Source organism: Sphingomonas lycopersici (genome assembly GCF_026130605.1).
In the GTDB taxonomy this organism is placed as follows: Bacteria; Pseudomonadota; Alphaproteobacteria; order Sphingomonadales; family Sphingomonadaceae; genus Sphingomonas; species Sphingomonas lycopersici.
This window is the reverse complement of record NZ_JANFAU010000004.1, coordinates 328523-355190: the sequence shown is the minus strand read 5'-3', so window position 1 is coordinate 355190 and position 26668 is coordinate 328523. Positions and strand designations below refer to the sequence as shown.

The following is a 26668-nucleotide window of genomic DNA, read 5'->3' as shown; positions in this document are numbered from 1 at the left end:
CCCGTGTTTTCGCCGTGAGAGGGGATGTTTCTTTATATTTGCGAGATTTTTAGAAGTCCAACGGACTCCTGTGGATTCAGGTATATCATTGAAATATCGAAATTAATTAAGGTTCTAGTCCAAGAAGGTCCAAGGCAGTTCGCCGACCGATATTACCGCATATTACCGCATTTTTCGAATTGTGATATTAGGTCGCGGCGCGGCGACTTTCCGCTGTGCTTTTGATCCTAAGGTATTGAAATGGCGAAATATGTCGTCGAAGTCAGGATCCAGGATCGAACTGCGCGGGCGCGGCTCGCGTCCAGGCGGGAACCATATTGGCGCGCAATTGGGGAGGGGAAGCATCTCGGGTACGTCAAAGGGCTCCATCGAGGCGTGTGGATGGCTCGCGTTCGACTTGGGGATCGATACATCAAGCAACGTATCGGCGCCGTCGACGACGTGCATGATGCCGATGGCGAATTGATATTGAGCTGGGATCAGGCTGTCGGCGTCGCAATTGTCTGGTGCGAGCGTCAATTGGCAGGCGGGGCGTCGGAAGATGATCCGAAGGCGCCCGCGGTAACCGAAACCATAGTCGAGGTTCCGACCGTTAACGAGGTGGTTTCAAAGTACGTTGCGATGCGTGATGCGCGACATTCGGGACGGGTCGGGCGTCCTGTGAAATCCGGCGCGAACCGCCTCACGATAACGATTGATGGTTTCGAATTCGCGAAATCGGGGCTGGATAAACTATCGGTGGCGCAGCTTGAGGCTTGGAGGTCGAGTCTGCAGGTCAAGGCCTCCACCCGGCGCCGGATTTCGAATGACCTCAAGGCGGCGTTGAACGATGCGTACGTTTCGTATCGGGAGGCGCTCCCCGCGGACTTCCCAAGCACAGTCAAATTGGGCCTGCGACAGCCAGGTGGCGAAATTGAAGAGGATTCGAACGGCGTAAGGGAAAGCCAGATACTATCCGACCGGCAGGTCCGCGCGATTGTGAAGGTCGCGTTCGAGATCGATGATACGGGCGATCTAGGCCGAATGGTGCTTCTGCTAGCGGCAACCGGCGCTCGATTCTCGCAAATCGCCCGCATGAAGGTCTCGGATGTTCAGGCCGAACATGGCCGGGTCCTGATGCCTTCGTCGCGAAAGGGCAGGGCGCGGAAAGCAAGCTTTGCGCGCGTCCCTGTCGGGAGCGACGTCTTGAAGGCCCTCAACGTCGTTACTGTCGGGCGCTCCGGCGAGGCGCCGCTTCTTGAGCGCTGGCGCTATGTGCAGGTAACGGCGACGGAATGGCGGAGCGATTACCGCGGGCCTTGGCTGGCTGCGGCTCAAATTACTCGGCCTTGGAAGGAAATCACGAAACGGTTGGGCATCGCGGATGACATCGTTCCATATGCGTTGCGGCATAGCTCGATCGTTCGAGGCATTCGTGAGGGGCTGCCAATACGGCTCGTCGCCGCCCTGCACGACACGTCAGTGGTAATGGTCGAGCGCCACTATGCCAGGTGGATTACCGAAGGCCTTGATGAGATAGCGGCCAAAGCTGTTGTGCCCCTGATCTGATTTGGGTCGATTGACTAGATGTCGTAATGGACCGGCGTCTCCAAGGTAGCCGAGCGGGTGACGCGACGGGGCAAGGGCGGGCCGGGCGGATTCTGTTCAGGCAGGGTGACCGGGCCATATTCGCCTTCGGGTTGGCCAAGAGCGCGCGCGCTAACACTTCGAAGGCCGACTTGGCGCCGCTGCGAAGCGCGGTAAGCGCGGCGCTGGAGTGGAGTAACGAGGAGCTGGACCGGCTGACAGCTTCGGGGGGCTGGTGGAGATTGAGGGCGGTAATAATGACGAAGGATAAGGGCTATCGCAGCGAGATCGCTGGCCCGATACATGAGATGATGAGCGATGCACATGACGGGGGCGTGGTGACGCGCTCTACGCTACGCAATTCTGCGAGGCGCGCCTTGCGCCGGCTCCGGCGTTAGTCGCCGCGGTAGGTCCCGCGCTGCGCGAGCGGGAGCACGTTTCGCAGCCGGTGTTTGTCATGCGGGTTCGGCTATTTGCTGGGTCCGTACGATCAGCAACGTAAGTGCTCGCAAATGGGTTCCTCTTCGACTTCGATAGGTCCCGCGCCGCTCAAAGCGGAGAGGCTGCACTGGCGCGGCGCGATCAGCCCGCGGACGAGGCATAGCTCGAAAAGGGAGGTGCCAGGTTGGCACCTCCCTGAATGCCATCTCGACAAATGCCTCAGACCGGCATCGACCATTTCCCGCCGTACCCGCCCTCGGAGCGAAATCCTGATTATGGACATTCCAAACTGTCTCGCGACAAGTCATTCTGGGCAGGAACGTGTGAACCGGAGGAAAGAGAAACCGATGAGCTTGAAGTCGCAACGCCTCGGGCAAATCGGTGTGAATGTCGTCGAGCGCATCATCCTCCGTGATTGGCAGGCGCGATGGCAGGCCCTTGATTCACATAACGATGACGGCGTCGACGGTCTCATTTTTCTCGAATCGAATGGCGAGGCGACTGGGCAAGTCATCTATGCACAGGTCAAAACCTACAGTGATATGGAGCCTAACCGGGCCGGCGCGTTCACGCTGCCGATCGGGACTGAGCGTCTCACAAAGGCTATCGCGCGATGGCGAAGGCTGATCGGAGCCGCGATCGTTATCTACGTTGATCCGATCTCGCTCCATGCTTTCTGGGCCGACGCCAAGTATGTCCCGCCGGGACAGTCGCAAATTAGCATTCCGTCGAACCAAAAGTTTGATAGGACCGCGCGCGCCGTCATCTCGCACCTGTGCGGGACACTGTATCGCGATCTCCTTGTGCCTCGGCTCGTCGCCGAGCCGGGGCATTTCACGCATCTGACCAGCGACGAGTACATAAAAGTTGCCGCGCACAAGCTCTATCACAGCCTAGAAAGCAACCCTGTCATGCTCGGCAGCTTGGGCCCGCGCGTACATTTTCCGCGAGAGGGTTGGCGCCACATCATCCGCCGCGAACGGCCCAAATTGACACGATATCAATCCTTCGTGCTCCTTGGCGTGGTGCGCCCCATCCTGGAGTTGACGCACGAGTGGGATCTCCGCGATGCGCGCATTAGCTCCTATCGCGGTAACCGCTTGGTTGCCGCACGGTGCGCTGTCAGCTTTCCATTTCGGCAAACCGGAATCGTCAACGTGGTTCTGCGCAAGCGTCACGCCAAGGGCGATCTCGACTACCAATTTCACACTGTTTACGAGCCGCGGCGGCGTCGCGACGTGCTTGGTGTGCGAGAACCGCTTTCCCAATAACCGCGAGGGCGCCAAGCTATTGCTTAGTGGGTTCAGGGCGGTTCTCGCAGCGTCGTTATATATCTGTGCTCGACGCTGGCAACCATATCGAACCACGGACACATCCCTTAATACGTATCGATTATCATTCGTGGCCTTCGGCAAAAAATGAGTGGCAAAATTGGTCGCCAGCACCGGTCGGGCGGTTCGCGACCAGGTTGCGACGTTTGCTTCGGGCGGCGTGAACGTCGCAATCTGAAAAGATCGGTCATTCCGGCTACGTCAGGCCGTCCGGCGAGATCCCGCCGACATAGCGGCCGTTTGACGGCATCGTGATTGTCTTTACATAGATTTTGGGGAGAACCGTATTACGCCATGGATGTGATCGATCTTCAGACTGGCGTGGACAAGGCTATCGATGCCCTGTTTGCTGATCGGTTGGCATTGTTGTGCGGCGCCGGTCTGTCGATGGCCGAACCGAGTCAGGTACCGAGCGCCGCGGCGCTGGCTTTGAAGGCTCAGCAATCATGGGCGGCGAAGTTCGGCACGTCCCGTCCGCCGCTGCCGGATAAGATCGACGATCAGGCGGAGCTGTTCTTCCAGAACGGCGATCTCGCAGACGTCTATCTGCGCAGCTATATCGACCATGACGTATTCGCTGTCGAACCCAATGACGGGCACTTTGCCGTAGCAGACCTCCTGCTGACCGGCGCGATCGGCACCGCAGTATCGACGAACGTCGACATGCTCATCGAGACCGCGGGAAGCCTGCTGTTCGGGCATGTCGGAGCGGGCGTCGATCGCGACAGAGTCGCCGCGTTACCTGCCACCAAATCACCACTGCTCAAGATCCACGGTTGCTGGAGCGATCCGCCGGGTACGGTCTGGGCTGCGGGTCAGGTGGCCGCCGAACCGATTAGAACGCGGCTGGCTGAAGGCGCAATCTGGCTGACCCAACGATTGCTGAACCGCGACCTCGTGATCGTCGGCTACTGGACCGACTGGGATTATCTGAACGCCGTGCTTGAAGAAGCTCTGGCCGCGGTCAGTCCGAGCCGCATCATCGTCGTCGATCCCTGCGATACCGCTACTTTTCCGGTGAAGGCCAAGGCGCTGTACGACCTGGGGTCCCGTGCAACGTCCGGCTTCTTCCACGTCCCGATCTCGGGTGCCGACTTCCTCGACAAGCTGCGGGTGGATTTCTCGCGCGCAATGCTGCGCTCGATCCTGCACTCCGGCTCGGGATCCTACCAAAGTCAGACGGGTGTGGCGCCAGACCCCGCTTGGCTCGAGCCGCCGTGCGCCGATGCGAAGACGCTGTGGCGCATACGGCGCGATCTCGAAGGCGCCGGACCCAATGAGCCGGCGAGAAGCCATCAGCCGGCAAGCGAACCGCTGCTCGGCATGACACTTCTCCAGCTGCAGGCGAAGGGCGCGACGTCCGAGGACTTCTGCTGGAACCTCGGTGGCACGCGCGTGCGGGTCCTACGTACGGTCAACCGTCCGCTGCACGAGGTCGAGGCCGAATATTCCCGCGAGACAGCGCCCGTGCTTGCGCCCGAATATGTGATCGCCGTCGGAGCCGAGGCGCTACCTTTGCCGCCAAGCATCGCACGGGGCCCGGCTACCGGCTCGATCGCGCGAGGATCCTTCACCAAGTGGCGCTCACGCACCGATGCCGTCGGGGAACTGGGATTATGAGCATATTGCACCTAGCCGCCAGGCAACTCAACGATGCGGGCTATTCGGTCGCTGCGCTGACTGATGCCGATATCCGGTATCTCGCGTTTGAAGGCGAAACCGTCCTTGGATTCGTGCTGGCCTTCAATGACGCCGGCGCCCTAATCGAGCGCTGGCATCAGGACAGTCATCGCGTTCTGAAAGCCTCCCAGTTCGGGCTTCGCCGCGCCGAGACGAAGGCTTGGAACGCTTATGTAATTCTCCTGACCGACGGCGTATCGGATTACGCCTCGACGACCCGTCTCGGGGCAATCGAGGAAGACCTGACCGGCACCCGCAAGATCGCCCGTGCCGGCGTCGTGTCGGAGGACGATATGCGCGCTGCGCTGTTGCCGCTTCTCGCCATGCAGCACGCGCCGAGACTGGACGCGGTCGACATGGCGGGGGAGATCCGCCTGAGGACTTCGGAACTCCCCCCTGAACTTATCGACGCTTTCGTCGGCGAGGCGCCCGACGCGACCATCCTGCAGCTGCTCGAGGTCGGCCAATGAGGCTAAGATATGTACATCTGCACGGCTTTCGCGGCTATCGGAATCCGGTCCGGATCGATTTCGCCGAGAGCTTCACGATCATCGACGGACGCAACGGTGTCGGCAAATCCACGATCTTCGATGCCGTCGAATTCGCGCTCACCGGCACGATCAGCAAATATCTCGATGCCAAGGCGGACGGTGAGTCGGTTACCGACTATATCTGGTGGACCGGCCCCGATGGGCAGGAAGACAATCTGTCCGATCATTTCGTCGAGGTGGGGTTCGGCGAAGAATCAGCATCGTTCGAAATCCGGCGAACGCCGCTCGATCCGACGAGCTTCGATGTACGCTCGCGCGTCGAAAAGCTCTATCTGCCCAACGCGGCGCCACGCGAAGCCATCGCGCAGCTCTGCAATTCTACGATCATCCGCGACGAGCATATCGCCCGTCTCAGCCTTGATCTGAAGGAAAGCGAGCGCTTCAGGCTGCTGCGCGATGCCATCGGCGCGGTCGATGCCGACGACTGGATCAAGCGCGCGCAGGCGATCCACTCCGCGGCCGCCACCAAGCTCAAAGTTGCTCAGGCCGACGCCGAGGCCGCGACGAGCGCGCAGGCGGCCGCAATCAGGCAGATCGACGAGGCACAGGCGTCCCTGCCTGCGGCGGATCTGGTAGGGCAGGCAAGCGACCGGCTCCGGCGTACACTTGATACGCCCGCAACCGGTGCTGCGCTTGCCGAGCTCGCGCGACAGCGCCTTGCCGAAATCGGATCGTCGATCGGGAAGCTCCAGCCGCTGATCGATGGCTTTGGCGGCTACGAGGCCGCGCGCATGGCGTTGCCGCCAAGCGAAGCACGGGCGTCCGATGCGTCCGTCAGCGAGACGCTCGCGCAGATGAGTTATGACGAGAGCGTCGCGGCGCTCGGCGCCGCGACGGTCGCGACGACGCTCTCGGCGCAGGCGCGGCAGCTCGAGAACCTCGTCGAGATCGGCAGGACGTTGGGGCTGCGTGACGGACACTGTCCGCTCTGTGCGAGCGACATCAGCCATGAAGCCTTTCATCGCGGCCTTGACCAAGCGATGTCGATCGCCCGGACTTTGGATGCGCAGGCGGTCGAGCAGGCGCGCAAGGAGCGCGAGCGCGACACCGCGTTGACAGCGCTACAGACTGCTGAACGCGAGGCCTTGGCCGCCAATGCGGAAAGCGAGCGGCTCGCCGGCATCGTCAGCGGTTTCGAGCGACTGCTGGCCGAAAGCGACCTCGCTGGCGCAAGCCGGAACGACATAGAGTTGCGCCTTAGCGGTCTGGAACGCGATCAGCAGGCCATCGCCGCCGATATGCGGATGCTCGACACGCTTTCGTTCGACCGGGTCATCTCGCGCGCCACATCCGATCAAGCCACAGCGGCCGAACGGGTACGACAGACGGAGCTCCGCCTCGGGCGTGCGCGTCTCGGGGAGACCCGTGCGAAAGCGCTCTACGATGCCGCGCGGCGAGCGTCGGCCGAGACGCTTCAGCAGCGGCTGGACCGCGTGATTCCGCTGATGTCCGAGCTCTACCGGCGGTTGCGGCCGCACCCGCTTTGGGGCGACATCGAGTACAGCGTGCGCGGCGATGTGAACCGGTTTCTGACGCTCAAGGTCAATGGCGATGTCAATCCGCAGTTCGTGTTTTCCAGCGGCCAGCGCCGTGCGACTGGGCTCGCTTTCCTCCTCTCGGTCAATTTATCGATCGCGTGGAGCCGGTGGCAGAGTATCCTGCTCGACGACCCGGTCCAGCACGTCGACGATTTCAGAACGGTCCATCTGGCGGAGGTACTCGCGCAGCTTTGCAGTTCCGGGCGGCAGATCGTCTGCGCGGTCGAGGATCGTGCCCTGGCGGATCTCATGTGCCGACGGCTGCCGTCATCGATGGCATCGCCGGGGAAGCGGATCAGTCTCGGAACCGATGCATCAGGTGCGCTTGCCGTGGTGCACGAACAGACGATCGCCACGTTGAGCCGGCGTTCACTGGTCCTACCGGACGAACCACTGAGCGCATGACCAGCGCAGCGATGTTACCGCGCCTGCGTCGCGTCTTCGATCGTTCGCTGAGAACCTTTCTCGAGGATGATCTGGAGAATATTCTCAACGGCGTGTCCGAGCGCAACCTGTGCCAGCGGTTGTCGATGCCGATGGAAAGGCTGGCTCATGACGCCGGATTCCTGGAATACCGGGCGGACGTGGAGTATAACCGCGCCAATGACGGTCGGTTGAAGACGATCGCCGGGGAAAACTTCGAGACCGTCACAATCACCTGCGACCTGATACTTCACAGTCGCGGCAGGGTCGCCGATCCGGACAACCTCATAGCCATCGAGATGAAGCGACGCTCGCATCCAGCGGCTGAGAAGCACAAGGATCGAGTGCGGCTGATCGCCTTGACACGCGAGCCTTACGAGGGCGTGTGGCCGGCCGACGGCCGGGTGGATCCGGCGCATGTCGGGAACTATCGCCTCGGCTACTTTGTCGAGATCGACGAACGGCGGCGATCGCTGCTCGTCGACGAATATGTGCGCGGTGAGGTATTACGAACAGAGCAGCTGAACTTCTGAATCTCGCGACGGGATTGCTGGCGTTGATCGCGGAACACGATCTGGCCTCGGAAAGCGATCTGGTCACAACGGTCACGAATTGCGCGACCCAATCCACCCAACGATAAAGGTCTGCTTCACCGGTTTTCGCGGCTTAAGTCCGGACAGTCCCCATCGTCCAACCCACCGGACCATCGGCTTGCTGAACCAACGGCGGCTTCATAGCGTCGCCGAACGGATCCCGTTCCGTCGCAAACCACAAGGCCGGGAAACGGGGCTTAAGCGGTTCCACGAATGGCCGGTGTCGGCGCAATCAGACGTTGCCAATCGCGGCGTCGACCGGCAGCAATGTCCCAGGCGCCGTCGATCACCACGGCGAAATTGGGCGGCAGCTGAGGTTGGGAGGTTCGCGACCACAATGGACCGTTCATGCGCCTTTTGGCCGTTGCCGACGCCTTAAGTGTTTCTCAACGAGGTGAAGGCACTCCTGATGCGTCAGCACGCGCGAGCCCCGATATGAAACGCATAATTGTCCTGGCGCTTTTGGCGGTCGCTGGTTGCAATGGCGACTGGCGATCCAGGGCGATCGACGAGTCCGAGGCGCTGGTTCGCCGCCAGGTCAAGGAACCGTCGCTCAAATTCTCCAGCGTCCAGTTCGTCGGCGACAGCAGCACGGGCCAGACCTGCGGCTATTTTGAGTGGCAGAACCCGGGCATCGGCATTGCAAAAGTCCGCTTCATCTCGTTCATCGACGGTGCCGGCGGCCAGAATCCCTATATCGACGACCCGTCTGCACCCTACCCGAGGATCAAAAGCGATTTCGAGCTGAACTGGCGCACGCAATGCCTCGAACTTGGCTACCATGAGTGACCGAGCCACGCCCGCCTCCAATCACTTTGATCGGCCCGCGGAGTGTTCGCGATGAACGGTAGCCTGCCCGCAGACCCGACGGGCCCGAAGCCCTTTATCAGTGATCCGTTGGTCCTGGAACGGGACATGGCCTAAATTTGCGCAATTGGCCGGGCTTTCGTAACCCGCGCAGAGCGCCGCCGCGCACGATGCAATCCGGATCGATGCCCGCGATAGCCGAAGCCGCTCAGCTATTGCGTGCCCTCGCAGTTGTGGCAAACTGGCCTCGTGCACGACACTGGCTTCTCTCGTAGCGAGCGAGACCCGCCAATCATGCCTTGGCGCCTGGTTGGCGGCGCTTTCATCCATTTTGTCGTGCCAATCTATCTTGTCGCCGTGATCCTGGACACGCTCCTGACCGCTCCGCCCGAGGCTACGCCTGAAATCCTCCTCAGGCACGCGCTGCAATTCAGCGGTCGGTTCATCATCAGCTATCTGGCGGCGGCATTGCTTGTCACGCTCGCGGCCGCTGCTATCGATCCGATCCTTCGTTCGAACCGCGCGCGGCGGCGCAATCGAGCACCGCGGAGTGAAGCCGAGCTTTCCGATGCGCGGCTGACAGGAGCTCTGTCACAGGGCCGGGGTTTGTTCGATCCGGAGGCCGATACCGTCCTTGCCGCCATTCGGGCGATGCAGTGGGACCATCAGGACAGTCGCTACCAGGCGCTCTCCCGTGATCTGGCAGAGGTGATTTCAACCACCGCCGCGGCCTTGCCCGGTGCGACGCACGAGCGCCGACTCGCGTTAGGCGCGATGGCGACGAACGCGATTGCCCGGATCGAGGCGGTGTTGCGCGACCTTGAGGCCGCGCGAGGTCGCCATGTAGAAAGCCGTGCGGAGACCGTCGCGCGTTATATAGAGCTCCGATACGGTCCTTCCGATTTCTCTGGCAGCGGTCAATGAACAGGCGTAAATGGACCTTCGAGCGCAAGAAAAGGGGCGCTCGTCTATAGGTCCAAAGGACACCTCTCCCAGATGACAAATATGTATGTGCTCGGCGCCTCGGCTGTCGTGGCCCTCGTCGTCGTCTTTCTCTTCGTCGTGTCGCGCAGCGTGCGCTATGTCGGCAACAACCGCGTCGCGATCGTCGAAAAACTGTGGAGTCGCAACGGATCCATTGCCGGCGGCCTGATCGCGCTTTCGCGTGAGGCGGGCTATCAACCCGTCGTGCTGCGCGGCGGCTATCATTTCTTCGTGCCATTTCAGTATCGCGTCCACGCCCAGCCTCTGGTCACGATTCCGCAGGGTCAGATCGGTTATGTCTTCGCACGTGACGGCGCGCCGCTCGAGCCAACGCAGACGCTTGCCAGCAACGCGAGCACGGCGGATTTCCTCGACGTTCGCGCATTCCTGTTGAACGGCGGCCAGAAAGGCCCGCAGCGAACGATCCTGCGTGAAGGCACCTATGCCATCAACCTCGCGCAGTTCGTGATCATCACGCGCGAGCATATCCATGGCCTGATGCTTGAACGGAACGATGCCGACCTCTTTTCGCAGATGCAGAGCGTGATCGCGGAGCGCGGCGGGTTCGAAGCCGTGGTGATCAGGGATTCGTCGGATCAGATCGGTATCGTCACCGTCCATGACGGCCCGGCGCTCGCCTCGGGCCAGATCATCGCCGCGGAGGTCGGCACCGATCAATCCATACCGGCCACCTTCCACAACAGCTTCCAGGATCCGGAGAAGTTCATCGCGGCGGGCGGCCGCCGCGGGCGTCAGCTGCAGGTGCTGGTCGAGGGTAGCTATTTCATCAACCGTTTGTTCGCGACTATCGAGATGGTTTCCAAGACCGTGATCGACGTTGGCCATGTCGGTGTCGTGATCAGCTATACCGGCGAAAGCGGCGCGGACACCTCGGGCGAGGACTATCGCCATGGTGAACTCGTCGGGCGCGGTCATCGCGGCGTGTGGAGCGAGCCGCTCTTGCCGGGCAAATATGCCTTCAACACCTATGCGGGCAAGGTCATTGCCGTACCCACCACCAATTTCATTCTTAAATGGGATCAGGAGGTGACCGGGCAGCATAAGCTTGATGAAAACCTCTCCGAGGTCTCGCTGATCACCAGGGATGCGTTCGAACCGACGCTGCCGCTCTCGGTTGTCGTCCATATCGATTACCGGAAAGCACCTTTGGTCATCCAGCGCTTCGGTGACATCAAGAAGCTCGTCGAGCAGACGCTCGATCCGATGGTCTCGGCTTATTTCAAGAATGTCGCCCAGCGCAAAACCCTGATCGAACTCCTGCAGGAGCGCTCCGATATCCAGGAGCAGGCGGGCGACGAGATGCGCGCCAAATTTGGCGGCTATAATCTGGAGTTGCAGGAAGTGCTGATCGGCACGCCGCGCGCGACCGCGGGCAACGATCAGATCGAAAAGGTGCTGCAACAACTGCGCGAGCGACAGGTCGCCGAGGAGCGCGTCACGACCTACGAGAAGCAGCGTATCGCCGCCGAAAGCGAGAAGACGCTGCGCGAGGCGGAGGCGAGGGCGCATCAGCAGACGTCGATCACCGAGTCAGAGCTATCGATCACTGTCCAGGAGAACCAGGGCAAGGCGGCATTGAAGCGCGCCACGCAGGAGGCCGAGCAGACCCGTACCGTGGCGAAAGCCGAGGCCGATCGCATTCGGATCGTCGGTGAGGGCGAGGCGGCGAAAACCGTGGCGCTCGCCGGGGCCGAGGCGGAGCGGATCACCCGCACGGGTCTTGCTATGGCCGAGACGATCGAGAAGCAGGCCGCAGCATCTGGCGGGGCGCAATACCAGCTCACCCGTCAGGTGATCGAGCGCCTTGCCGATGCCCTGGAAAAATCGGGCGTCGACATCGTGCCTCGGGTGCAGATCAGCACCGGCGGCGCGAACGGTGCCGAAGGTGGTGGCGCGCTGCAGGCGCTCATCGGGATGCTCCTTTCGGAGAAGGGCATGGCGATCCTCGGAACGCCTACTGCCTCGGCGGCAAATGACGAGAAGCCCGGGCCTGCAATCGCAGCGGAATGACGACCTGAAGGGGCGGCTTTGGCTGCCCCCTCAGCCCATGAGATCCGATGAAGCGCGCTGCCTCGTCCAAGTAACGCGCGGAATCCCCGATTCTGGCGACTGACGGCTAACTGAACCCCCTTGAGTTTGCCGGGGGCTTCAACTCCGAGCTGGAAATGTCCGCTTTCTTCTTATCGGTACCCCGAAGCTGCCCGAGCGCTTTGTCCCCAAGCCCAGTCATTCCGCCGCGTGCGTGCGAATGGTCCACGACCGCGAGTTCAGCAGCTTGCCCGAACTCGAGTGCTCTGTTTACGGGCCGGTGGAGCGTTATGCCGCGGAGGCAGGTTTTCGGCATGGCGTACAGTTTCCAAGCTCAACGGGTTGACCAGGCCGTCGTTGAGGCGCGCGCTATCTTCGGCGCGCCACGGAGGAGCGGTTGACGGGGAGTTCAACGAAGCTGTCGCCGAACCATTTTACCTCGAGCGGACTGCCGGCGTCGGCAATCGTTTCGTCGACCACCCGCTTGCCGCTGCCATAGTTGATTTCGCGATCTGACGCTTTGATGATTTTAACGACCGCCACAAGGCGACTGCCTTTTGCGACCTTGCGGCTCATGAGGCGCAATCCTTCAAACGCGATGCGGTTGCGACGTCCGGGGCGCAGCAATCTTCGCGTCGACGGATCGATCGCCTGACTTGCTCGCGCCCAGTAAGGTGCGAGCATGAAATATTCTCCGGAGGGCATCATCTCGTAAAGATCGATCTCGAAATCGAAATCGCGCTTGTTGGTCGAGAAGTCCAGCGTGCCGGACGGCAGACCGCTCATCTCGGTCGCCTCGGGGAACGGCGCACTGATGAACGTCAGGCCGTTGGCGGTATCGATCTCCTTGTCGACGACGCCGCCGACAGCGGGGCGATCGACGTCGCCTCGATCGGCCATATCGACCCTGAGCGTCGTGAAACTGCCTGTCGTGCCGGCTACCGGGCTCAGGCGCCGGTTTCCCCCGGCGCGCTGGTTGGTGAGATAGAAGCGCAGGTGGCCATTGCTCATCGCGGAAATCGACGGTGCATGTTTCCAGCGATCGGCGCCGGTCATCTCGTAATTGACGCGATCTTGCAGGAGCGCCGGCTTTGGAGCGCCTCTCAGCGTATAGTCGAACCACTGGAAGCGCAGCGCCACCAGATCGACCAGCGCCGAGCGGTCCATCTTATAGCCCGCAAGCGTATCGTTGGCCGGCCCGGCACCGCGCTGGGCCATCGGATGGTCCCATGGCCCGGCGACGAGATAATGCTGCGCATTTGGGCGGTATTGGTAATGCCGCTTGAAATACCAGGTGCCTGCGGCCGGCCCGCCAAAGAAATACCCCACGGTCTGGAGCACCGGTATGTCGAGCGAGGCGAGTTCCGGCCCGGTGGGGGCGAGGTCGCGCCAATAAGTGTCGTAGGTCGGGTGCGACAGCCAGCGGTCCCAGTAAGGATTGGGCACACCGTCGATCTTGTCGAGATCGCGATAGGCGCGGCCTCCAATGTACCAGGCGCGATTGAGCCGATTCCAACGCGCGGCGTCGGCATAGCTCGCGTCGTCGAGCGTCTTGTTGTTCGTAGTGTAGAGCGGCCAGGGGTAGAGGAAATTCCAGACCACCCCGTTCTCGCTCGGCGTGTCGATCGCCGGCCCCTCGGGGGCGCCGACCATGATCGCCTTTAACGCCGCTGGCTTGCGCTTCGTTGCGGCCCAGGTGGTGAAACCACCGTAGCTGCCCCCATACATGCCGATCTTCCCGTTGTTCCATGGCTGGCGTGCGACCCAATCGATCAGCGTGTCGGCGTCGGCGCCATCGTGCTCGAAAGGCACCGGCTCGTCGGGGCTGCACCCTTTGCCGCGCGTCAGGCCGACGACCCCGGCATAGCCATGCGCAGCGGCAAGCCTCGCCTCGGACGCCAGTTTGCGCGCGTCCGCATAGATTGTGAATTCCACGATGGCCGGCACCGGATCCGTCGTTCTCGGTCGGATGACGAGTGCGCAGATGGTCGCGCCATCGGGCGTGCGGACCTGGAGATCCCGCTGGACGAGATAGAGGCGCTCGTCTTCGTCGCGGATTGCCGGCGGAATTCCCGGGGCTGCTTGAGTGAAGGCGGATGCTGAAATTGCGAGCGAGAGTAAGGCAAAGGTGCGCAGCATAATAAACCTGTTCCCAACAGCCAATTGGGACCTCCGGGACGAAGCGGGCGGCCTGTCCTCCCCCCAAGTGATCGGATTTCGACGCTATAGCAGGCTTGGCGAGAGCGCTACGTCTGCTCGGCAGGCGGCGCGTGCGTCAGCCGATCGATCGGATACGCGCGGCACCTTTTCGCGAATCCCGGCAGCCGACGGGCAGTTTCACCCTCGTTAAGCATGGTGCGGGCGAACGTCGAACGCCTTGAGCTGATCAATCTTAAGCGAGGCGTGGCGCTCGTGCCTGAGCAGGCGCTTGCTAGCGGCGGACCGGCTGCTATTGGCATCTCTATATCCGGAAGATAATAGTGACTCGCCTCGACGCAAAGGGCGGCCGTCAGGGGCGTCGACGCTGCGCCTCGCCATTCTCGCGTCAACGATTCCTGCGTTCCCGATACCCGCTCTTGCGCAATCAGCACCGGTTGAAGGAGCTGCGGCGGGAACGAACGATAATATCGTCATCGTCATCGTCATCGTCATCGTCATCGTCATCGTCATCGTCATCGTCATCGTCATCGTCATCGTCATCGTCATCGTCACGGCCCGGCTGCGGGCGGAGGATGCCCCGACGGTCCCGGCATCACTCGCCGTGGTCGGCGGACACCTTGACCCGCGCTTATACTGTCAACGCCAACCAGCTCCCGCAGCTCGTGCCGACGCTCAATTATTCGTCGCCCAACCCGCGCAACACCGCCTTCACGATCCGCGGTTTCGGCAGCAGCGTGGTCTCGATCAGCCACGCGAACGACAGTTCAACAGTGAGCGCGGCGGAATGCCGAATTGAGATTATACCGCGGCTAGCGGCAGTGTATTGTTGTCCATGCTGCGGGATGATGGACGCGGAGACCAAGATCCCGACGAAGTCAGACCAGGGCTATTGCAGCGGAACGCCGACGATCGCCTTGACGGTCCAAAAATCCGTGTTGGCGCCATAGCCCCGGCCGACGCCAAGGTTGAGGTCCCATTTCGCGACGCGAATGTCAGCGGCAAGATAGGTTGACTGGTCACTCGATCCGAATTTGCCGAGGCGCTGAAATTCGCCCACGCCGTTGTAGTTTTCGAGCCCGAGCGAGAAGGTAGGCGTGATCGCGTAACTCGCTTTGGTGGCGATTTCGAGCGCTGCGGGTGACCGTGCCGGCCCCGAGATTTTGAAATCAGCGTTAGCGTTGGCAGCGAGCGTCCATCGCCCCGCATGCGTTCCGCCGATCAATTTGAATTCGGCATTATAGGGGTTTTGATCCAGCGCGTGGGCAACCCGCCCGATTTCGAAGTTCGCGCCCCAGAACCAGCGCGCATCGCGCTTGCTCCCGATATATTTGAGGCGGAGCTTGACCCCGTCGACCGTGAATTTTTCGCGATGGTCGATCGCCACCAGCGGCAAATAGGCGCCAAGCTCGAAATGATCGGTGAGCCCGAGCGAAAACTCCGGGGTGACGCGATATTGATGGAGGGATTGTCGCTGATCCGGATAGTCCAAGGGTATCGCGCCGCTGACGACATAATTGTTGTGGACATCGAGTCCGACCTCGCCCGGTTTGCCCATCTCGTCCATGTACACCTGAATCTCTTCCGGCGCCGCGCTGGCGGGAGCGGACCACAGCACCAGCGTGATCGCGGCCGCGCAGGTATTGGCGAGATTTCTCAACGGATTTCTGGCTCTGCTGCGGCCACCCCACCACTCGCGCGACGCTGCGCGGAGGATGCGCGTCGGCGAGACCAGAGCAGCGCGCCGAGGCTGGACATGGCGGCGAGCCATAGGCCGAGCGCGGTGGCCAGGACGCGTCCCACGAGGCCGGCGGCCTCACCGGTGTGGATAGCGTAAAGGTCATCGACGAGCGCGCGTGGTAGTGGAGCGGCCGCAGCAGAAAAGATGCCGCGCACCGAACCGTCATTGGCGTTTACGAGGACGGTGCTGGTGCCATAAGCGCGCCGCCACTCGCCCGGCGCCAGGACGCGCACGCGATAGGTTGCGTCATTCGGCGAGGGCAGGGCGGCCATGGTAAAGCGGCTGCCGGGAAGCGCGGCGGTGGCGGTGCCGATCGCGCGGGCAAATCTGATCGGCGTTATGGCGATGGGCGCGATCGGCGGGAGCGACACCTCCTTCGCGCCAAGCAGGGTTGAGACACCCGTCTCAAAACGCCGAAGCACGCCGGCGCTCACCAGGACAAGTGCCGGTACCGCCGCCCACAGGCCGATCGCACGGTGCCAGGAGTAGACTCGGGCAACAAGCGCGCCGCGTGTCGCCGGCGTGAGGGTGCGGCGCCAGCTCCCTTTGCGCGGCCAGCCAATCCACAGTCCGGCGACGAGGTTGGTGAGGAGGAGCGTGCCGCTGATTCCTACGATCCATTCGCCGATGTCGCCGGCGAGGAGCGTCTGGTGGATCGAAACCAGCGTCCCCATGACGCCAAGCGCGCCTTTCCTTCTTGTGCCGAGGATTGTGCCGTCGCCGGCGATCCGAACCGCGCGCTGAACGCCGTTGTCGTCGAGGTTGATGTCATAACGGTCAGCGAGACCGGCGGTGGTCCAGACCGATTTGATCACGACGCCGGAGCCAGGCGGGGCAAGCGCACCGAGGCGGCGCTCGATCCGCCCGAAATCGGTCGCGCGATGCACGGCGGAATAACCGAGGTCCTCGGCTTCCCAGTGGAACGTGATGAGACAACCGGTAATTGCCTGGACCAACCAGAACAGGCCCGCTGCAAGCCCGAGCCAGCGATGGACCTTAAGCAGGGCACGGCGCCAGCCGGCAGCATATTTCTTGCTCGTCATCGTGGCGGTTTTCACTCGAACCGGGACGGCCGGACCGATGGTGCCGGCAGAAAGGTTGCAGGTGCAGCCCGGCCCCATGGGACCGGGCCGCGGGAGCGACGCCGGGCAGGGGGCACCCGGCGTCAATATTCGAAGGTCAGCGATGCCTTGACCGTCCGCGGCGTACCCTGGACGAGGTACCCGCCGAACGATGAGGCCCAATAGGCCTTGTTGGCGATATTCTCGGCGCTGACGCGCATCGTAATCGGATGCCCGTCCATCACCATATTGTAGCGCAGGCCGAGATCGAACCTCGCCCATGCGGGTAGTTCCTGCGTATTGGCGACATCAATCATCTGTTTGCCGGTGAGGACGACGCGACCGGTGAAGGTCATCTTGCGCATGAAGGGCAGGACGATCTCGGTACCGAAATTGACCTGATAGTCAGGGACGCCGACGACCTTCTTGCCGTCGTTGGTACCGCCGAGCGTATGGGTGAGCTTGGCATCGTTGATGCTGACGCCGCCGATGAAGCGCACCCCCTTGGTGGGTTCGCCGTTCAAGGTCAGTTCGATGCCCTGATTGCGCTGCTCGCCATCGACGACGAACTGGACCTGGGTCGGGCTGACCGGTACGCTATACGCGCTCGGCTGCTTCGTCTGATAGAGCGCGATCGTGCCCGTAAGACCGCGGAAAGCGATCTTGCCGCCGACCTCATATTGAACCGAGCGGAAGGGAGGAAATACCTCGCCCGGGTTGATCGTTGCCGCGTTGAGCGGTGCGGTCGGGCCCTGCGCCAATCCTTCGATGCGGTTGGCGTAAAGCGATATATTGTCGGTCGGCTTGAAAATCACGCCGACCACCGGGGTGGTCGCGCTCTTGTCGTATTCGCTGGTGCGCAGCCGCGTTCCGCGGCTGTAGGCATCGATGATCATCTTCTGCTGGCGCAAGCCTGCGGTGATCTGGAAGCGATCGTCGAAGAAGCCGATCGTATCCGAGGCGAACAGGCTCAGGAATTCAGTCCTCGCGACGCGCGGCAGATCGGTGAGGCTCCCGCCCGAACTCGGCAGCGTCGAATTGGTCGGCCGGTCGACGATCGGCGCATTGTAGAGGTTGGTGCAGAAGGAGGTCGAGGCGGCACCGCACGCGGTTCGCACGGCCTTGGGGAAGGCGCCGAAGCTGAAGGAATTGCGGTTCTCGGTGAAGTTCATCGACACGCCGAGATTGAATTCGTTGGAGATCCCGCCGGTCGTGACCTTGCCGCGGATGCCGATCTGCCCTGCCTGATTGTGATCGGTTCGCGGCACGTAGAGCCGGCTCGCGGTACCATCGCCCGTTACGCCATTGGTGATCGTCAGCGTCGAGTAGTCGCCATATTCATGGCCGTCGCGAAAGCCAAAGGCGCTGTAGAGAAGCACGTTGGATGCAAGATCGACCTCGGCGCGGGTCAGCACATAGAGGTCGCGCAGCCGGGTATAGGTCCAGGGCTGCCCGTAATTGTAGGTGGGGTCCGGTGCTCTTGGCACCGCGGCACCAGGTGCGAGCCGCACCGATGGCCGGCTCCAGGACGCTTCCTGATCCTCATAGCCGAAGTCGACGAAGAAGCGGCCTGGACCCTTCCTGAAGTCGAAGCTGCCGCCGATCACGCCCACCTTTCGATGCTCATGGTCGACCGAGGTTTCGCCATCACGATAGACACCGACGAGGCGCAGGCCGAACGCATCGTCACCGCCGAACCGCCCGCCGGCGTCGAAATTCCCGCCGAAGATCGAATTCTGATTGTAGCTCGCGGTCGCGCGGAACAGAGTCTTGTCAGCGCGTTTGGGAACGAGGTTGATGCCCCCGCCGATCCCCGAACCGCTCGGCGCGGCGCCGAACAGGAAGGCATTGGCGCCGTTCAGCACCTGGACCCCCTCATAGAGTTCGGGCGACACCAGCTGGCGCGGCGTCACGCCATAAAGGCCGTTGATCGACACGTCGTCGCCGTTGAGCGCGAAGCCGCGAATGACGAACAGCTCCGACTGGTTGCCCGATCCATAGGTCGTGCGCACGGCCGGGTCGTTTTCGAGCACATCTCCGAGGGTCGTCGATTGCTGGTCGAGCACCAGTTGCGCGGTATAATTGCTGACGTTGAACGGGGTCGAGAGCGCGTCCTTGCTGCCAAGGACGCCGATATCGCCGCTGCTGACGACCTGTTTCAGCGCCTGTTGCGCGGTGACGATGACATCGTCCTTGCTGCTCTGATCATCGCTCTGTGCCTGTGCGAGCGCCGGGTTGCCAAGAACGAGCGCGGCGGCGGTGGTCGACAGGGCCAGCGCCAGCTTGATAGTGTTCGATTTCATCACCTTTTCCCCCACCTCCCGAATGTTCTTGCGCAAGGCCATCTATCGGGCCGTTCCGATGCGCTGATCCCTTCAATCACCGTGGATCATTCACCCTGCGGGGCGGACCTGAAAACATCCAGTTTTGAGAAGAATTGAGGGTCCAAGTCGCGAGCGACTATCCGTAACGCTGGACGCCGCCGACAATGGTCCGCAGCACTTTTGCGTCGGTAAGGGTTTCCGGATCGATCGCGAACAGGTCGCGGTCGAACACGACGAGGTCGGCGAGATAGCCCGGCGCGAGAAGGCCGAGTTTCTTTTCGGTGAAGCCTGCATAGGCTGCACCCGTCGTATAGCCAGCGAGGGTCTGGGCAAGCGTCAGGCGCTGCATCGGGAACCAGCCGCCGGGATTCCTGCCGTCGAGCGTCTCGCGCAGCACGGCGGCCTTGAGACCGGTCAACGGGCCCAGTGGTGCGACCGGCCAGTCGGACCCGCAGCAGATGCGCGCGCCGGCCGCGATCAGCGAATGGAACGCATAGGTCGTCTGGAGCCGTTCGGGGCCGACCCGCTTTATCGCCCAGCGGCCGTCATCGATCGCATGATAGGGCTGGATCGAGGCGATGACCGCCTGCTTCGCGAACCGGGGAATGGCGCTTTGTGTCAGGTGCTGAGCGTGCTCGATTCGGAAACGGCGGTCGCGCGGGCCATTGGCACGGGCGACCTCGGCGATGATGTCGAGGACGATATCGTTGGCGCGATCGCCGATCGCATGGGTTGCAACCTGGAGCCCCGCGCGATCCGCTTCGCCCATCCAGCGCCTCAGATCCTTGGGATCGGTGACGATGATGCCGCGCGTCGAGGGGTCGTCGTCATAGGCCTCGTAGAACAATGCGGTGCGCGAGCCGAGCGAACCGTCGAACACGACCTTGGACCCGCCCCAGCGGAACCAGTCGTCGCCCGTGCCGCGCGTCCTGATCCGCGCCGCGAGTTTCTCCCAGTCCTTGAGCGGGGTCATGCAATAGAAGCGCATGCTGGTCTCGCCGCGTGCGTAGCGTCGCTCGATCGCGTCGAATGTGATCCACTCGAGTTCGGGCGTATGGGTCTGGGTGATCCCTTTGCTCAGCCCGAGCGCAATCCCTTCCCGGATCGCCGCGTCGATCTGGGCGTCGGTTGCGGGGCCGATCGCGCGGAGGACGAGATTCTTGGCCGCGTCCTTGATGATTCCGGTCGGCTCGCCCGAAGCGTCGCGTTCGATCACGCCGCCGGCGACATCCGGCGTGTTGCGATCGATCCCGGCGAGCCGCAGCGCCAGCGAATTGAGCAGCAAGGTGTGGAGATCGTAGCGGATGACCGCGACCGGGGTCTCGGGCGTGACCGCATCGATCCATTCGCGCGTCGGCATCTTGCCGCCCCAGCGATCCTGGTCCCAATTGCCGCCCTGGAGCCATTGGCCGGCTGGAAGCCGCCTTGCCGCTTCGCCGATCCGCGCCACGAATTCCTGGGGCGAGGCGGCATCGCGCAACGATGGCTGCGACAGCATGAGCGATGCCTTGGTAAAATGGGTGTGGCAGTCGACGAGCCCGGGCGTGACGAAGGCACCCTCGAGATCGATCACCCGGGTGCGTTTGCCCGTTCGGGCGCGCACCGCGCCGGCGCCGATCGCGACGATCCGCTCGCCGATCGTGCCGATCGCGTCGGTGCGATCGACCGGACCTCGGCCGGTCCAGGCACGCGCGTTGATATAAGCGATGTCGAGACTGGTATTGTCCGCGCCGCTTGTCAGCGGCCACGCCAAAGCTGTGCCTGCCAGCCCGCCGATGAAGCCGCGACGATCGACCATGACCCTTTATTCCGGCTGGCCTGACGCGGGTCGGCTATGGTCGGCGCGCCATCGATCGAGGCGGCTGAGCCACTGTCCGGCGCTGATCGGGCCATAAGTGCGTGTATCGGTGTGCGATGCCACCAGTTCGCGCAGGGCGATGAAATAGGCAGGCCCGCTCTCCATGCCGAGTTCGCGGCGCTTGGCATTCATCGCAGCCTGTTGCGCCGCGCTCGGCTTTGTCGTGCGGATCGGTTTGTAGACGAGGACGTCCCAGTCCGCGCCATCCTCATGGACGTAGATCTGCACAGGCGGAAAGCCGCCGGCGGCCGACACCTGATCGTCGCGCGCGATGCGGCGAATGAAGGCCTCTTGCTTGCCCGGCGCGAGCTTGAAGATTTCGAATTGTGCCTCGGGCCAGCTTTCATCGACGGCCACGGCCGGCGAGGAGGCGGGTGCCGCCTGGCTACCCGAAGCCGCCGATCCCATGGTCCAGGCAAGCGGCACGGCTGCGAGCAACAATGCATGCGTCAGCGTGAATTTCATATCGGCTCCCCTACAGGGCGCTTATTGCAAGGCGCCGCCGGCAATGAGGTTCATCGCACCGCGTGGTTCGTTGAAACATCCAGTTTCCGCAATTCCTACGGGCCAAGCGCTGTCACCGCGAGGCGCGCTCGAGCGCTGCGACCGCATTTGCCGCTTCCTCGCTGGTAAGGCTGGCAAACCCCACTCTCATGCCGCGCTCGGCGGTATCGGTCGTCATGAACGAGCGCGATGAGGCAAAACGCAAGCCGGCTGCCTGGGCATTGGCCTCGATCCGGTCGAGATCGCCCTTGAAGCGGAGCCAGAAGGCAAGGCCGCCCTCGGGCATGCGATATTGGACGCGGTCGCCGAGCCGCGTGTCGAGTTCAGCCGCGAAGCTCTTGCGGCGCTCGGCGTAGATCTGGTGGACCTTGCGCGTGTGGCGTCGCAGTTCGCCATTTTCGATCAGTTCGGCGGCGGCGTCTTCGGTCAGCGTGTTGCCCATACCGTCGCTCAGCGACACGCGATGGGCAATGGCATCGATCACGCCGGGCGGCGCGGCGAGATAGCCAATCCGCAGCGCCGGAAGCAGCAGCTTGGACAATGAGCCGACATAGATGACCTGCTGCGGGCCGTAGCCGGCCATCGGCAGCAAGGGCTGGCTCTCGAAGTGGAATTCGTGATCGTAATCGTCCTCGATAATGGCAAAGCCGAACTGGCGGGCAAGATCGAGCAGCCTGAGACGCCGTTCGGGTCGCAGCGACACCGTCGTCGGAAACTGGTGGTGCGGCGTCAGGAATACCGCACGCACCGCATTGCGCCGCGCCGCGGCCTCGACCGCCTCGACATCGATGCCGTCGGCATCGAGCCCTACAGGCACGACCTTTGCCCCGCAGGCGGTAAAGGCCGCGACCGCGGGCTCATAGGTGAGGGCCTCAACGACGACCGCGTCGCCGGGACGAACCAGCACCTGGGCTGCGAGGAAGATGCCGTTCTGACTTCCGCGGGTAATGCAGATATTCTCGGTTCCGACCGGCAGGCCGCGATGCGTCTTGAGCATCGTCGCGATATTACGACGCAGCATTGGCGAGCCGCGCGGATCACGATATTGCAACCGGTTCTCGCGCGAGGCGCGCTGGATCGCGCCGCGATATGCACGGGTCAGCTGCTCGGCGGGAAACAATCGGCCGTCGGGTGCGCCCTCATCGAGCTTGAGTCCCGGGCCGCCGGGGATGGCGAGCGGACGGGAAGGGGGTGCAATGAAATCATAGTCAGGCTCGGTCGATTGCTCGTCCGCCGCGGGAATGACGTCGTGACCGGGATCCGGGAGTGAGGCCGATACCATCGTGCCGCGGGTCCCTTCCGAGGACAGCCAGCCTTGCGCGATCAGGTCCTCGTAAGCGAGCACAACGGTCTTGCGATTGACACCAAGCGCGGTGGCCAGCTCGCGGCTGCTCGGCAGGAACGAGCCTGAGGTAAGTCGTCCTCGTTCGATGTCGCGGATCAGCGCCTGGATGATCTGCATATAGAGTGGTGTGCTATGCGAGGGGTCTATCCGTTCGCTCAGCCGTACCTGCCAGGGGCGAAGCATTGGACCGTCTCCATCGCGGATTGTAGGCGACTCGATGGGCCAGATCGTCGCCGTATCTCGTTACCCCGAGGGCCGTCGCGCAGCAAGCATCGGCCACTGCTCGCAAATGAGAGTTGGACCCTTTGGATTTTAACTCTTGGGACTTGTGGGGGAGCCATGTCGGGCAAATGATGCCTTCAATGGTGATGACCGCGGGGGCTTTGGTGTGACGGGAGAAATCGGGGGAAGTCGGCGGGGCGGATCGACATTATGAACCCCGCCTTCGACGAATTGTCACCGTTCGATGTCGCCAGCCTTGTTGAGGCCTATCCGCTGGCCTGGGTGACGGCGCATTTTGCCGGGGTTGATGGCGCGAGCCTTTTGCCGCTTGTCGGTGTCTATGACGAGCATCGAGGGCTGACCTCCCTCATTGGTCATATGTCCCGCGCCAATCCGCTCGCGGAAATGTTCGCGACCGATCCGCGCGCCTTGATTCTGTTCACCGGGCCGCAGGGCTATGTTTCGCCCGAACATGCCGGCCTTCGCGACTGGGCGCCGACATGGAATTACGCCCAGCTCAGAGTCGAGGCGGAAGTCCGCTTCACGCCTGAGCGAACCGATGCCGCGCTCGACATGCTGATCGAGCAGATGGAGCAAGGGCGCGTCGCGCCATGGCAATCGACGGAGCTCGGCGCGCGCTATGCCGGGATGCGCAAGGCGATCATCGGCTTCGAGGCGAACGTGAAGCGGCTGGCCGGACGGTTCAAGCTCGGGCAGGATGAGAACGACACGGCGCTGACTCGGATCTTGGCCAGCCATCCCGATCCGGCGCTGGTCGAATGGATGCAGCGATCCAATGCGGGGAGGGGGAAATCGCGCGCTTCAAGCTAAGCCTTGCCTTGCTGCTCGGCATCTTTGCCGTCTCGTCTGGCGGCGGCGAAGGGAATGCGGCGCCGACCGATGTGCCGCCGTGGCGCGTCGATCCGAACCCCAGCACCTATGTGCCGCCCGCACGGACCGATCTTCTGATCCGTCATGCCACGATCCTCGATGGCGCGGGCCGGAAGATCGTCGATGGCGATATCCTGCTCCGGGACCGCAAGGTGGTCGCGGTCGGCGAGGGGCTCTCCAATCCCGGCGGTGTCAGGGAGGTCGACGCCAGGGGGCGTTGGGTGACACCGGGCATTATCGACGTGCACAGCCACGACGGCACTTACGTCCAGCCGCTGACCAAGATCGACCATGACGCGGGAGATTTCGGCGAAGACAGCGAAATGAACGCTGCCGATGAATGGATCGAGAGCGGGGTCAACGTCCAGGACCCCGCCTTCTCGCGCGCGCTCGAACATGGCGTGACGATGATCCAGATCCTCCCGGGGTCGAGCCCGATTTTCGGCGGGCATAGCGTGATCGTCCGGCCGATCCCGGCCAATAGTGTTGCCGGAATGAAGGTGCCGGGCGCGCCGATGGGCTTCAAGATGTCCTGCGGCGAAAACCCGAAGGAGGAGGGCGCCGAAACCAAGCGTGGGCCGACCAGCCGGTCGGGCGTCGTTGCGTTCACCCGGCAGGCGCTCAGCGACGCGCGCGACTATCTCGAACAATGGAACAATTATCGCCTCGGGCGAGGACCAAAGCCGCGTCGGGATCTCAAGAAGGAGGCGCTCGCCGGCATCCTCGCTGGCGACACCAGGGTCCATATCCATTGCTATCGCGCCGACGACCTTGCGATCTATCTCGCGATGGCGCGCGAGTTCAATTTTCACATCACCGCATTCCATCACGCCGTCGAAGCCTACAAAATTCCCCAGTTACTGCATGCTTCAGGCACCTGTGCGCTGGTCTGGGGCGATTGGTGGGGGTTCAAGATGGAAGCGCTTGACGGTGTCCGCGCCAATGCGCCGCTGCTCGACCGCGCAGGTGTCTGCGTCGGCATGCATTCCGACTCTCCCGAGGCCGGACAGCGGCTCAACCTCGAAGCCGCAAAGGCGATAGCTGCCGGGCGGCGCGCCGGGATCGACATTCCAGCAGAACGCGCGATCCGCTGGACGACGAGCGTACCGGCAGCGATCATCGGCCTGGACAAGAAGGTCGGAACCCTTGCGCCTGGGTTCGGCGCCGATGTGGTCCTCTGGTCGGGTGACCCGTTCAGCGTCTACAGCAAAGCCGATCTGGTGCTGATCGACGGCGGGATCGTTTTCGATCGCGCTAAGCCACACCGCGACCCGGTCTCCGACTTCGAGCTTGGGCGCCCCACCATGGATCATCGGCAATGATCGGGCGCACGCTTCTTGCGGCGTCGCTTGTGGCCTGTGCGCTACCCGCCGCCGCACAAACACTGGCAATCGTCCACGCGCGGACCTGGACGATGACGGCTGACGCGCCTGCCGAGGGTGCGACGATCCTGATCGACGGGCGAACGATTGTATCGGTCGTGCCCGGTGGTGCGGTGCCGCCCGGCGTCCGGACAATCGACGCCACGGGCAAGCTCGTGACACCCGGGCTCGTCAACGCGGCCAGCCAGATCGGGCTGGTCGAGGTGTCTTCGGCGCCCGACACTCGCGACACAAGCGACAAAGGGCCGCTTGGCGCCTCATTCGACGTCAGTCGCGCGCTCAATGGCAATTCCGCGCTGGTGTCGCTGGCGCGGGCCGACGGCATGACCCGCGGGGTCAGCTTTCCCGCGGCATCGTCGAGCATTCCATTTGCCGGGCTCGCCGCGATGGTTCGCTTGCGCGACGGCGCGGACATCCTCGATCGCGCCGCGGTTGCCGAATTTGTTGTGATCGGCGGAACGTCGGAGAATCGCTCGCGCGCAGCTCAGTGGCAACGCCTGCGCGAGGCGCTGGGCGACGCTCGGCAAAAGGTCGCGGCCGGCAAGGGCGTCGAGGGCGACCTTGCGCCGCTCGGGCGCGTCCTCGGCGGTGAATTGCCCCTGGCGATCATGACCAACCGTGAGAGCGATGTGCGGCAGGCGATTGGGTTGGTCAGGGATTTCGGTGTGCGGGCCGTAATCGTCGGCGGAGCCGAGGCATGGCGGGTAGCAAGTGAATTGGCCGCGGCTCACATCATGGTGGTGGTCGATTCGCAGGCCAACCTTCCCGAAACCTTCGATCGGCTTGGACTTAGGCAGGATAATGCCGCAATCCTGGCGCGCGCTGGGGTTCCGATCGCGTTCGGGATGGTCGGCGGCAAGCTTGAATATAATTACAACGCTGGCCTCAACCTCAGGGAGGACGCCGGCTTGGCGGTCGCGGCGGGACTCCCCTACCGCGCCGCGCTCGAGGCGCTGACGGTCAACCCGCTGGGCGCATTCGGCATTGCGGGCGGCAAGCTCGAAGCCGGGGCCGAGGCCGATCTGGTCATCTGGGACGGTGATCCGCTTGAGCTTTCGACCAATGCCCTCGCGGTAATCGTCGAGGGCCGCGAGTCTTCGCTTGAAAATCGCCAGTCGCGATTGGTCGACCGGTATGCGCCGCCTGTGCCGCGCTGATCCGCCGATTCCTTATCGGCCTTATCTGCCATGTGAAATCAACAAACCTCCCATTCGACGCTG

Annotated in this window: 20 protein-coding genes and 1 pseudogene; 14 read left to right on the top strand and 7 right to left on the bottom strand. The window is 62.8% G+C overall.

The annotated features are described in order from the left end of the window. Positions 1 to 381 precede the first annotated feature (381 nt). The 10 genes from NED98_RS11185 (at position 382) to NED98_RS11140 (ending at position 11945) form a co-directional block, all read left to right on the top strand. Entirely contained in the window at positions 382 to 1548 is a 1167-nt protein-coding gene (locus tag NED98_RS11185; protein ID WP_265313044.1) for a tyrosine-type recombinase/integrase, read from the top strand. A 26-nt stretch (positions 1549 to 1574) separates the two neighbouring features. Next, complete coding sequence (locus NED98_RS11180) at positions 1575 to 1964, top strand: type II toxin-antitoxin system RelE/ParE family toxin (protein ID WP_265313043.1); 390 nt, start codon at positions 1575 to 1577, stop codon at positions 1962 to 1964. A gap of 390 nt (positions 1965 to 2354) precedes the next feature. Beyond that, positions 2355 to 3278, top strand: a complete 924-nt coding sequence (locus NED98_RS11175) for a DUF4365 domain-containing protein (RefSeq protein WP_265270390.1) — start codon at positions 2355 to 2357, stop codon at positions 3276 to 3278. Positions 3279 to 3632: 354 nt separating this feature from the next. Next, a complete protein-coding gene (locus tag NED98_RS11170) occupies positions 3633 to 4958 on the top strand; it encodes an SIR2 family protein (RefSeq protein WP_265313042.1) in 1326 nt (441 codons plus the stop codon). Continuing rightward, complete coding sequence (locus tag NED98_RS11165; RefSeq protein WP_265313041.1) at positions 4955 to 5488, top strand: hypothetical protein; 534 nt, start codon at positions 4955 to 4957, stop codon at positions 5486 to 5488. Before NED98_RS11170 ends, NED98_RS11165 begins: the two co-directional genes overlap by 4 nt. Further along, positions 5485 to 7512 (top strand): AAA family ATPase, encoded by a 2028-nt coding sequence (locus NED98_RS11160; RefSeq protein WP_265313040.1) that lies wholly within the window; start codon positions 5485 to 5487, stop codon positions 7510 to 7512. Before NED98_RS11165 ends, NED98_RS11160 begins: the two co-directional genes overlap by 4 nt. Next, positions 7509 to 8063, top strand: coding sequence for a hypothetical protein (locus NED98_RS11155; RefSeq protein WP_265313039.1), 555 nt, complete (start codon positions 7509 to 7511; stop codon positions 8061 to 8063). The genes NED98_RS11160 and NED98_RS11155 overlap by 4 nt, the downstream gene beginning before the upstream one ends. 408 nt (positions 8064 to 8471) lie before the next feature. Continuing rightward, complete coding sequence (locus NED98_RS11150; protein WP_265313038.1) at positions 8472 to 8912, top strand: hypothetical protein; 441 nt, start codon at positions 8472 to 8474, stop codon at positions 8910 to 8912. Between the two features lie 312 nt (positions 8913 to 9224). Beyond that, on the top strand, positions 9225 to 9854 hold the full coding sequence (locus NED98_RS11145) for a hypothetical protein (RefSeq protein ID WP_265313037.1): 630 nt from the start codon (positions 9225 to 9227) through the stop codon (positions 9852 to 9854). Positions 9855 to 9926: 72 nt separating this feature from the next. After that, a complete protein-coding gene (locus NED98_RS11140) occupies positions 9927 to 11945 on the top strand; it encodes an SPFH domain-containing protein (RefSeq protein WP_265313036.1) in 2019 nt (672 codons plus the stop codon). Positions 11946 to 12332: 387 nt separating this feature from the next. On the opposite strand, the gene NED98_RS11135 is transcribed toward NED98_RS11140, so the two are convergent. Beyond that, positions 12333 to 14102 carry a CocE/NonD family hydrolase gene (locus tag NED98_RS11135; protein WP_265313035.1) on the bottom strand — a complete coding sequence of 590 codons (1770 nt, stop codon included), beginning with the start codon at positions 14100 to 14102 and terminating at the stop codon, positions 12333 to 12335. 562 nt (positions 14103 to 14664) lie between these two features. Between NED98_RS11135 and NED98_RS23400 the strand changes: the two are divergent. Then, positions 14665 to 14884: pseudogene (locus tag NED98_RS23400) on the top strand (TonB-dependent receptor plug domain-containing protein); the annotation flags it as partial. 125 nt (positions 14885 to 15009) lie between these two features. Here NED98_RS23400 and NED98_RS11125 read toward each other — a convergent pair. The 6 genes from NED98_RS11125 to pdxR form a co-directional block, all read right to left on the bottom strand. Next, positions 15010 to 15891 carry a hypothetical protein gene (locus NED98_RS11125; RefSeq protein WP_265313033.1) on the bottom strand — a complete coding sequence of 294 codons (882 nt, stop codon included), beginning with the start codon at positions 15889 to 15891 and terminating at the stop codon, positions 15010 to 15012. Further along, positions 15777 to 16904: a PepSY-associated TM helix domain-containing protein gene (locus tag NED98_RS11120; RefSeq protein WP_265313032.1), complete on the bottom strand. Its 1128-nt coding sequence runs from the start codon at positions 16902 to 16904 to the stop codon at positions 15777 to 15779. The genes NED98_RS11125 and NED98_RS11120 overlap by 115 nt, the downstream gene beginning before the upstream one ends. Before the next feature lie 122 nt (positions 16905 to 17026). Beyond that, positions 17027 to 19225 carry a TonB-dependent receptor gene (locus NED98_RS11115; RefSeq protein WP_265313031.1) on the bottom strand — a complete coding sequence of 733 codons (2199 nt, stop codon included), beginning with the start codon at positions 19223 to 19225 and terminating at the stop codon, positions 17027 to 17029. Positions 19226 to 19382: 157 nt separating this feature from the next. Beyond that, positions 19383 to 21044, bottom strand: a complete 1662-nt coding sequence (locus NED98_RS11110) for an amidohydrolase (RefSeq protein WP_265313030.1) — start codon at positions 21042 to 21044, stop codon at positions 19383 to 19385. Between the two features lie 6 nt (positions 21045 to 21050). Then, positions 21051 to 21569: a hypothetical protein gene (locus tag NED98_RS11105; protein WP_265270412.1), complete on the bottom strand. Its 519-nt coding sequence runs from the start codon at positions 21567 to 21569 to the stop codon at positions 21051 to 21053. A gap of 112 nt (positions 21570 to 21681) precedes the next feature. After that, positions 21682 to 23136, bottom strand: a complete 1455-nt coding sequence (pdxR, locus tag NED98_RS11100) for a MocR-like pyridoxine biosynthesis transcription factor PdxR (RefSeq protein ID WP_265313029.1) — start codon at positions 23134 to 23136, stop codon at positions 21682 to 21684. Positions 23137 to 23385: 249 nt separating this feature from the next. Between pdxR and NED98_RS11095 the strand changes: the two genes are divergently transcribed. Genes NED98_RS11095 through NED98_RS11085 form a run of 3 tightly spaced genes read left to right on the top strand, consistent with a single transcriptional unit; the run spans position 23386 to position 26605 of the window. Continuing rightward, positions 23386 to 24006: an FMN-binding negative transcriptional regulator gene (locus NED98_RS11095; RefSeq protein ID WP_265270415.1), complete on the top strand. Its 621-nt coding sequence runs from the start codon at positions 23386 to 23388 to the stop codon at positions 24004 to 24006. Beyond that, the gene (locus NED98_RS11090) at positions 23955 to 25388 is read left to right on the top strand and encodes an amidohydrolase family protein (protein WP_265313028.1); all 1434 of its coding nucleotides are present in this window, start codon (positions 23955 to 23957) and stop codon (positions 25386 to 25388) included. Before NED98_RS11095 ends, NED98_RS11090 begins: the two co-directional genes overlap by 52 nt. Further along, a complete protein-coding gene (locus NED98_RS11085) occupies positions 25385 to 26605 on the top strand; it encodes an amidohydrolase family protein (protein ID WP_265313027.1) in 1221 nt (406 codons plus the stop codon). Before NED98_RS11090 ends, NED98_RS11085 begins: the two co-directional genes overlap by 4 nt. Positions 26606 to 26668: the final 63 nt, after the last annotated feature.

Coding starts and splice junctions, on each gene's coding strand:
- NED98_RS11185 (WP_265313044.1), top strand. CDS start 382: ATGGCTCGCGTTCGACTTGGGGATCGATACATCAAGCAACGTATCGGC.
- NED98_RS11180 (WP_265313043.1), top strand. CDS start 1,575: ATGGACCGGCGTCTCCAAGGTAGCCGAGCGGGTGACGCGACGGGGCAA.
- NED98_RS11175 (WP_265270390.1), top strand. CDS start 2,355: ATGAGCTTGAAGTCGCAACGCCTCGGGCAAATCGGTGTGAATGTCGTC.
- NED98_RS11170 (WP_265313042.1), top strand. CDS start 3,633: ATGGATGTGATCGATCTTCAGACTGGCGTGGACAAGGCTATCGATGCC.
- NED98_RS11165 (WP_265313041.1), top strand. CDS start 4,955: ATGAGCATATTGCACCTAGCCGCCAGGCAACTCAACGATGCGGGCTAT.
- NED98_RS11160 (WP_265313040.1), top strand. CDS start 5,485: ATGAGGCTAAGATATGTACATCTGCACGGCTTTCGCGGCTATCGGAAT.
- NED98_RS11155 (WP_265313039.1), top strand. CDS start 7,509: ATGACCAGCGCAGCGATGTTACCGCGCCTGCGTCGCGTCTTCGATCGT.
- NED98_RS11150 (WP_265313038.1), top strand. CDS start 8,472: ATGCGCCTTTTGGCCGTTGCCGACGCCTTAAGTGTTTCTCAACGAGGT.
- NED98_RS11145 (WP_265313037.1), top strand. CDS start 9,225: ATGCCTTGGCGCCTGGTTGGCGGCGCTTTCATCCATTTTGTCGTGCCA.
- NED98_RS11140 (WP_265313036.1), top strand. CDS start 9,927: ATGACAAATATGTATGTGCTCGGCGCCTCGGCTGTCGTGGCCCTCGTC.
- NED98_RS11135 (WP_265313035.1), bottom strand. CDS start 14,102: ATGCTGCGCACCTTTGCCTTACTCTCGCTCGCAATTTCAGCATCCGCC.
- NED98_RS11125 (WP_265313033.1), bottom strand. CDS start 15,891: ATGGCTCGCCGCCATGTCCAGCCTCGGCGCGCTGCTCTGGTCTCGCCG.
- NED98_RS11120 (WP_265313032.1), bottom strand. CDS start 16,904: ATGACGAGCAAGAAATATGCTGCCGGCTGGCGCCGTGCCCTGCTTAAG.
- NED98_RS11115 (WP_265313031.1), bottom strand. CDS start 19,225: ATGAAATCGAACACTATCAAGCTGGCGCTGGCCCTGTCGACCACCGCC.
- NED98_RS11110 (WP_265313030.1), bottom strand. CDS start 21,044: ATGGTCGATCGTCGCGGCTTCATCGGCGGGCTGGCAGGCACAGCTTTG.
- NED98_RS11105 (WP_265270412.1), bottom strand. CDS start 21,569: ATGAAATTCACGCTGACGCATGCATTGTTGCTCGCAGCCGTGCCGCTT.
- pdxR (WP_265313029.1), bottom strand. CDS start 23,136: ATGCTTCGCCCCTGGCAGGTACGGCTGAGCGAACGGATAGACCCCTCG.
- NED98_RS11095 (WP_265270415.1), top strand. CDS start 23,386: ATGAACCCCGCCTTCGACGAATTGTCACCGTTCGATGTCGCCAGCCTT.
- NED98_RS11090 (WP_265313028.1), top strand. CDS start 23,955: ATGGATGCAGCGATCCAATGCGGGGAGGGGGAAATCGCGCGCTTCAAG.
- NED98_RS11085 (WP_265313027.1), top strand. CDS start 25,385: ATGATCGGGCGCACGCTTCTTGCGGCGTCGCTTGTGGCCTGTGCGCTA.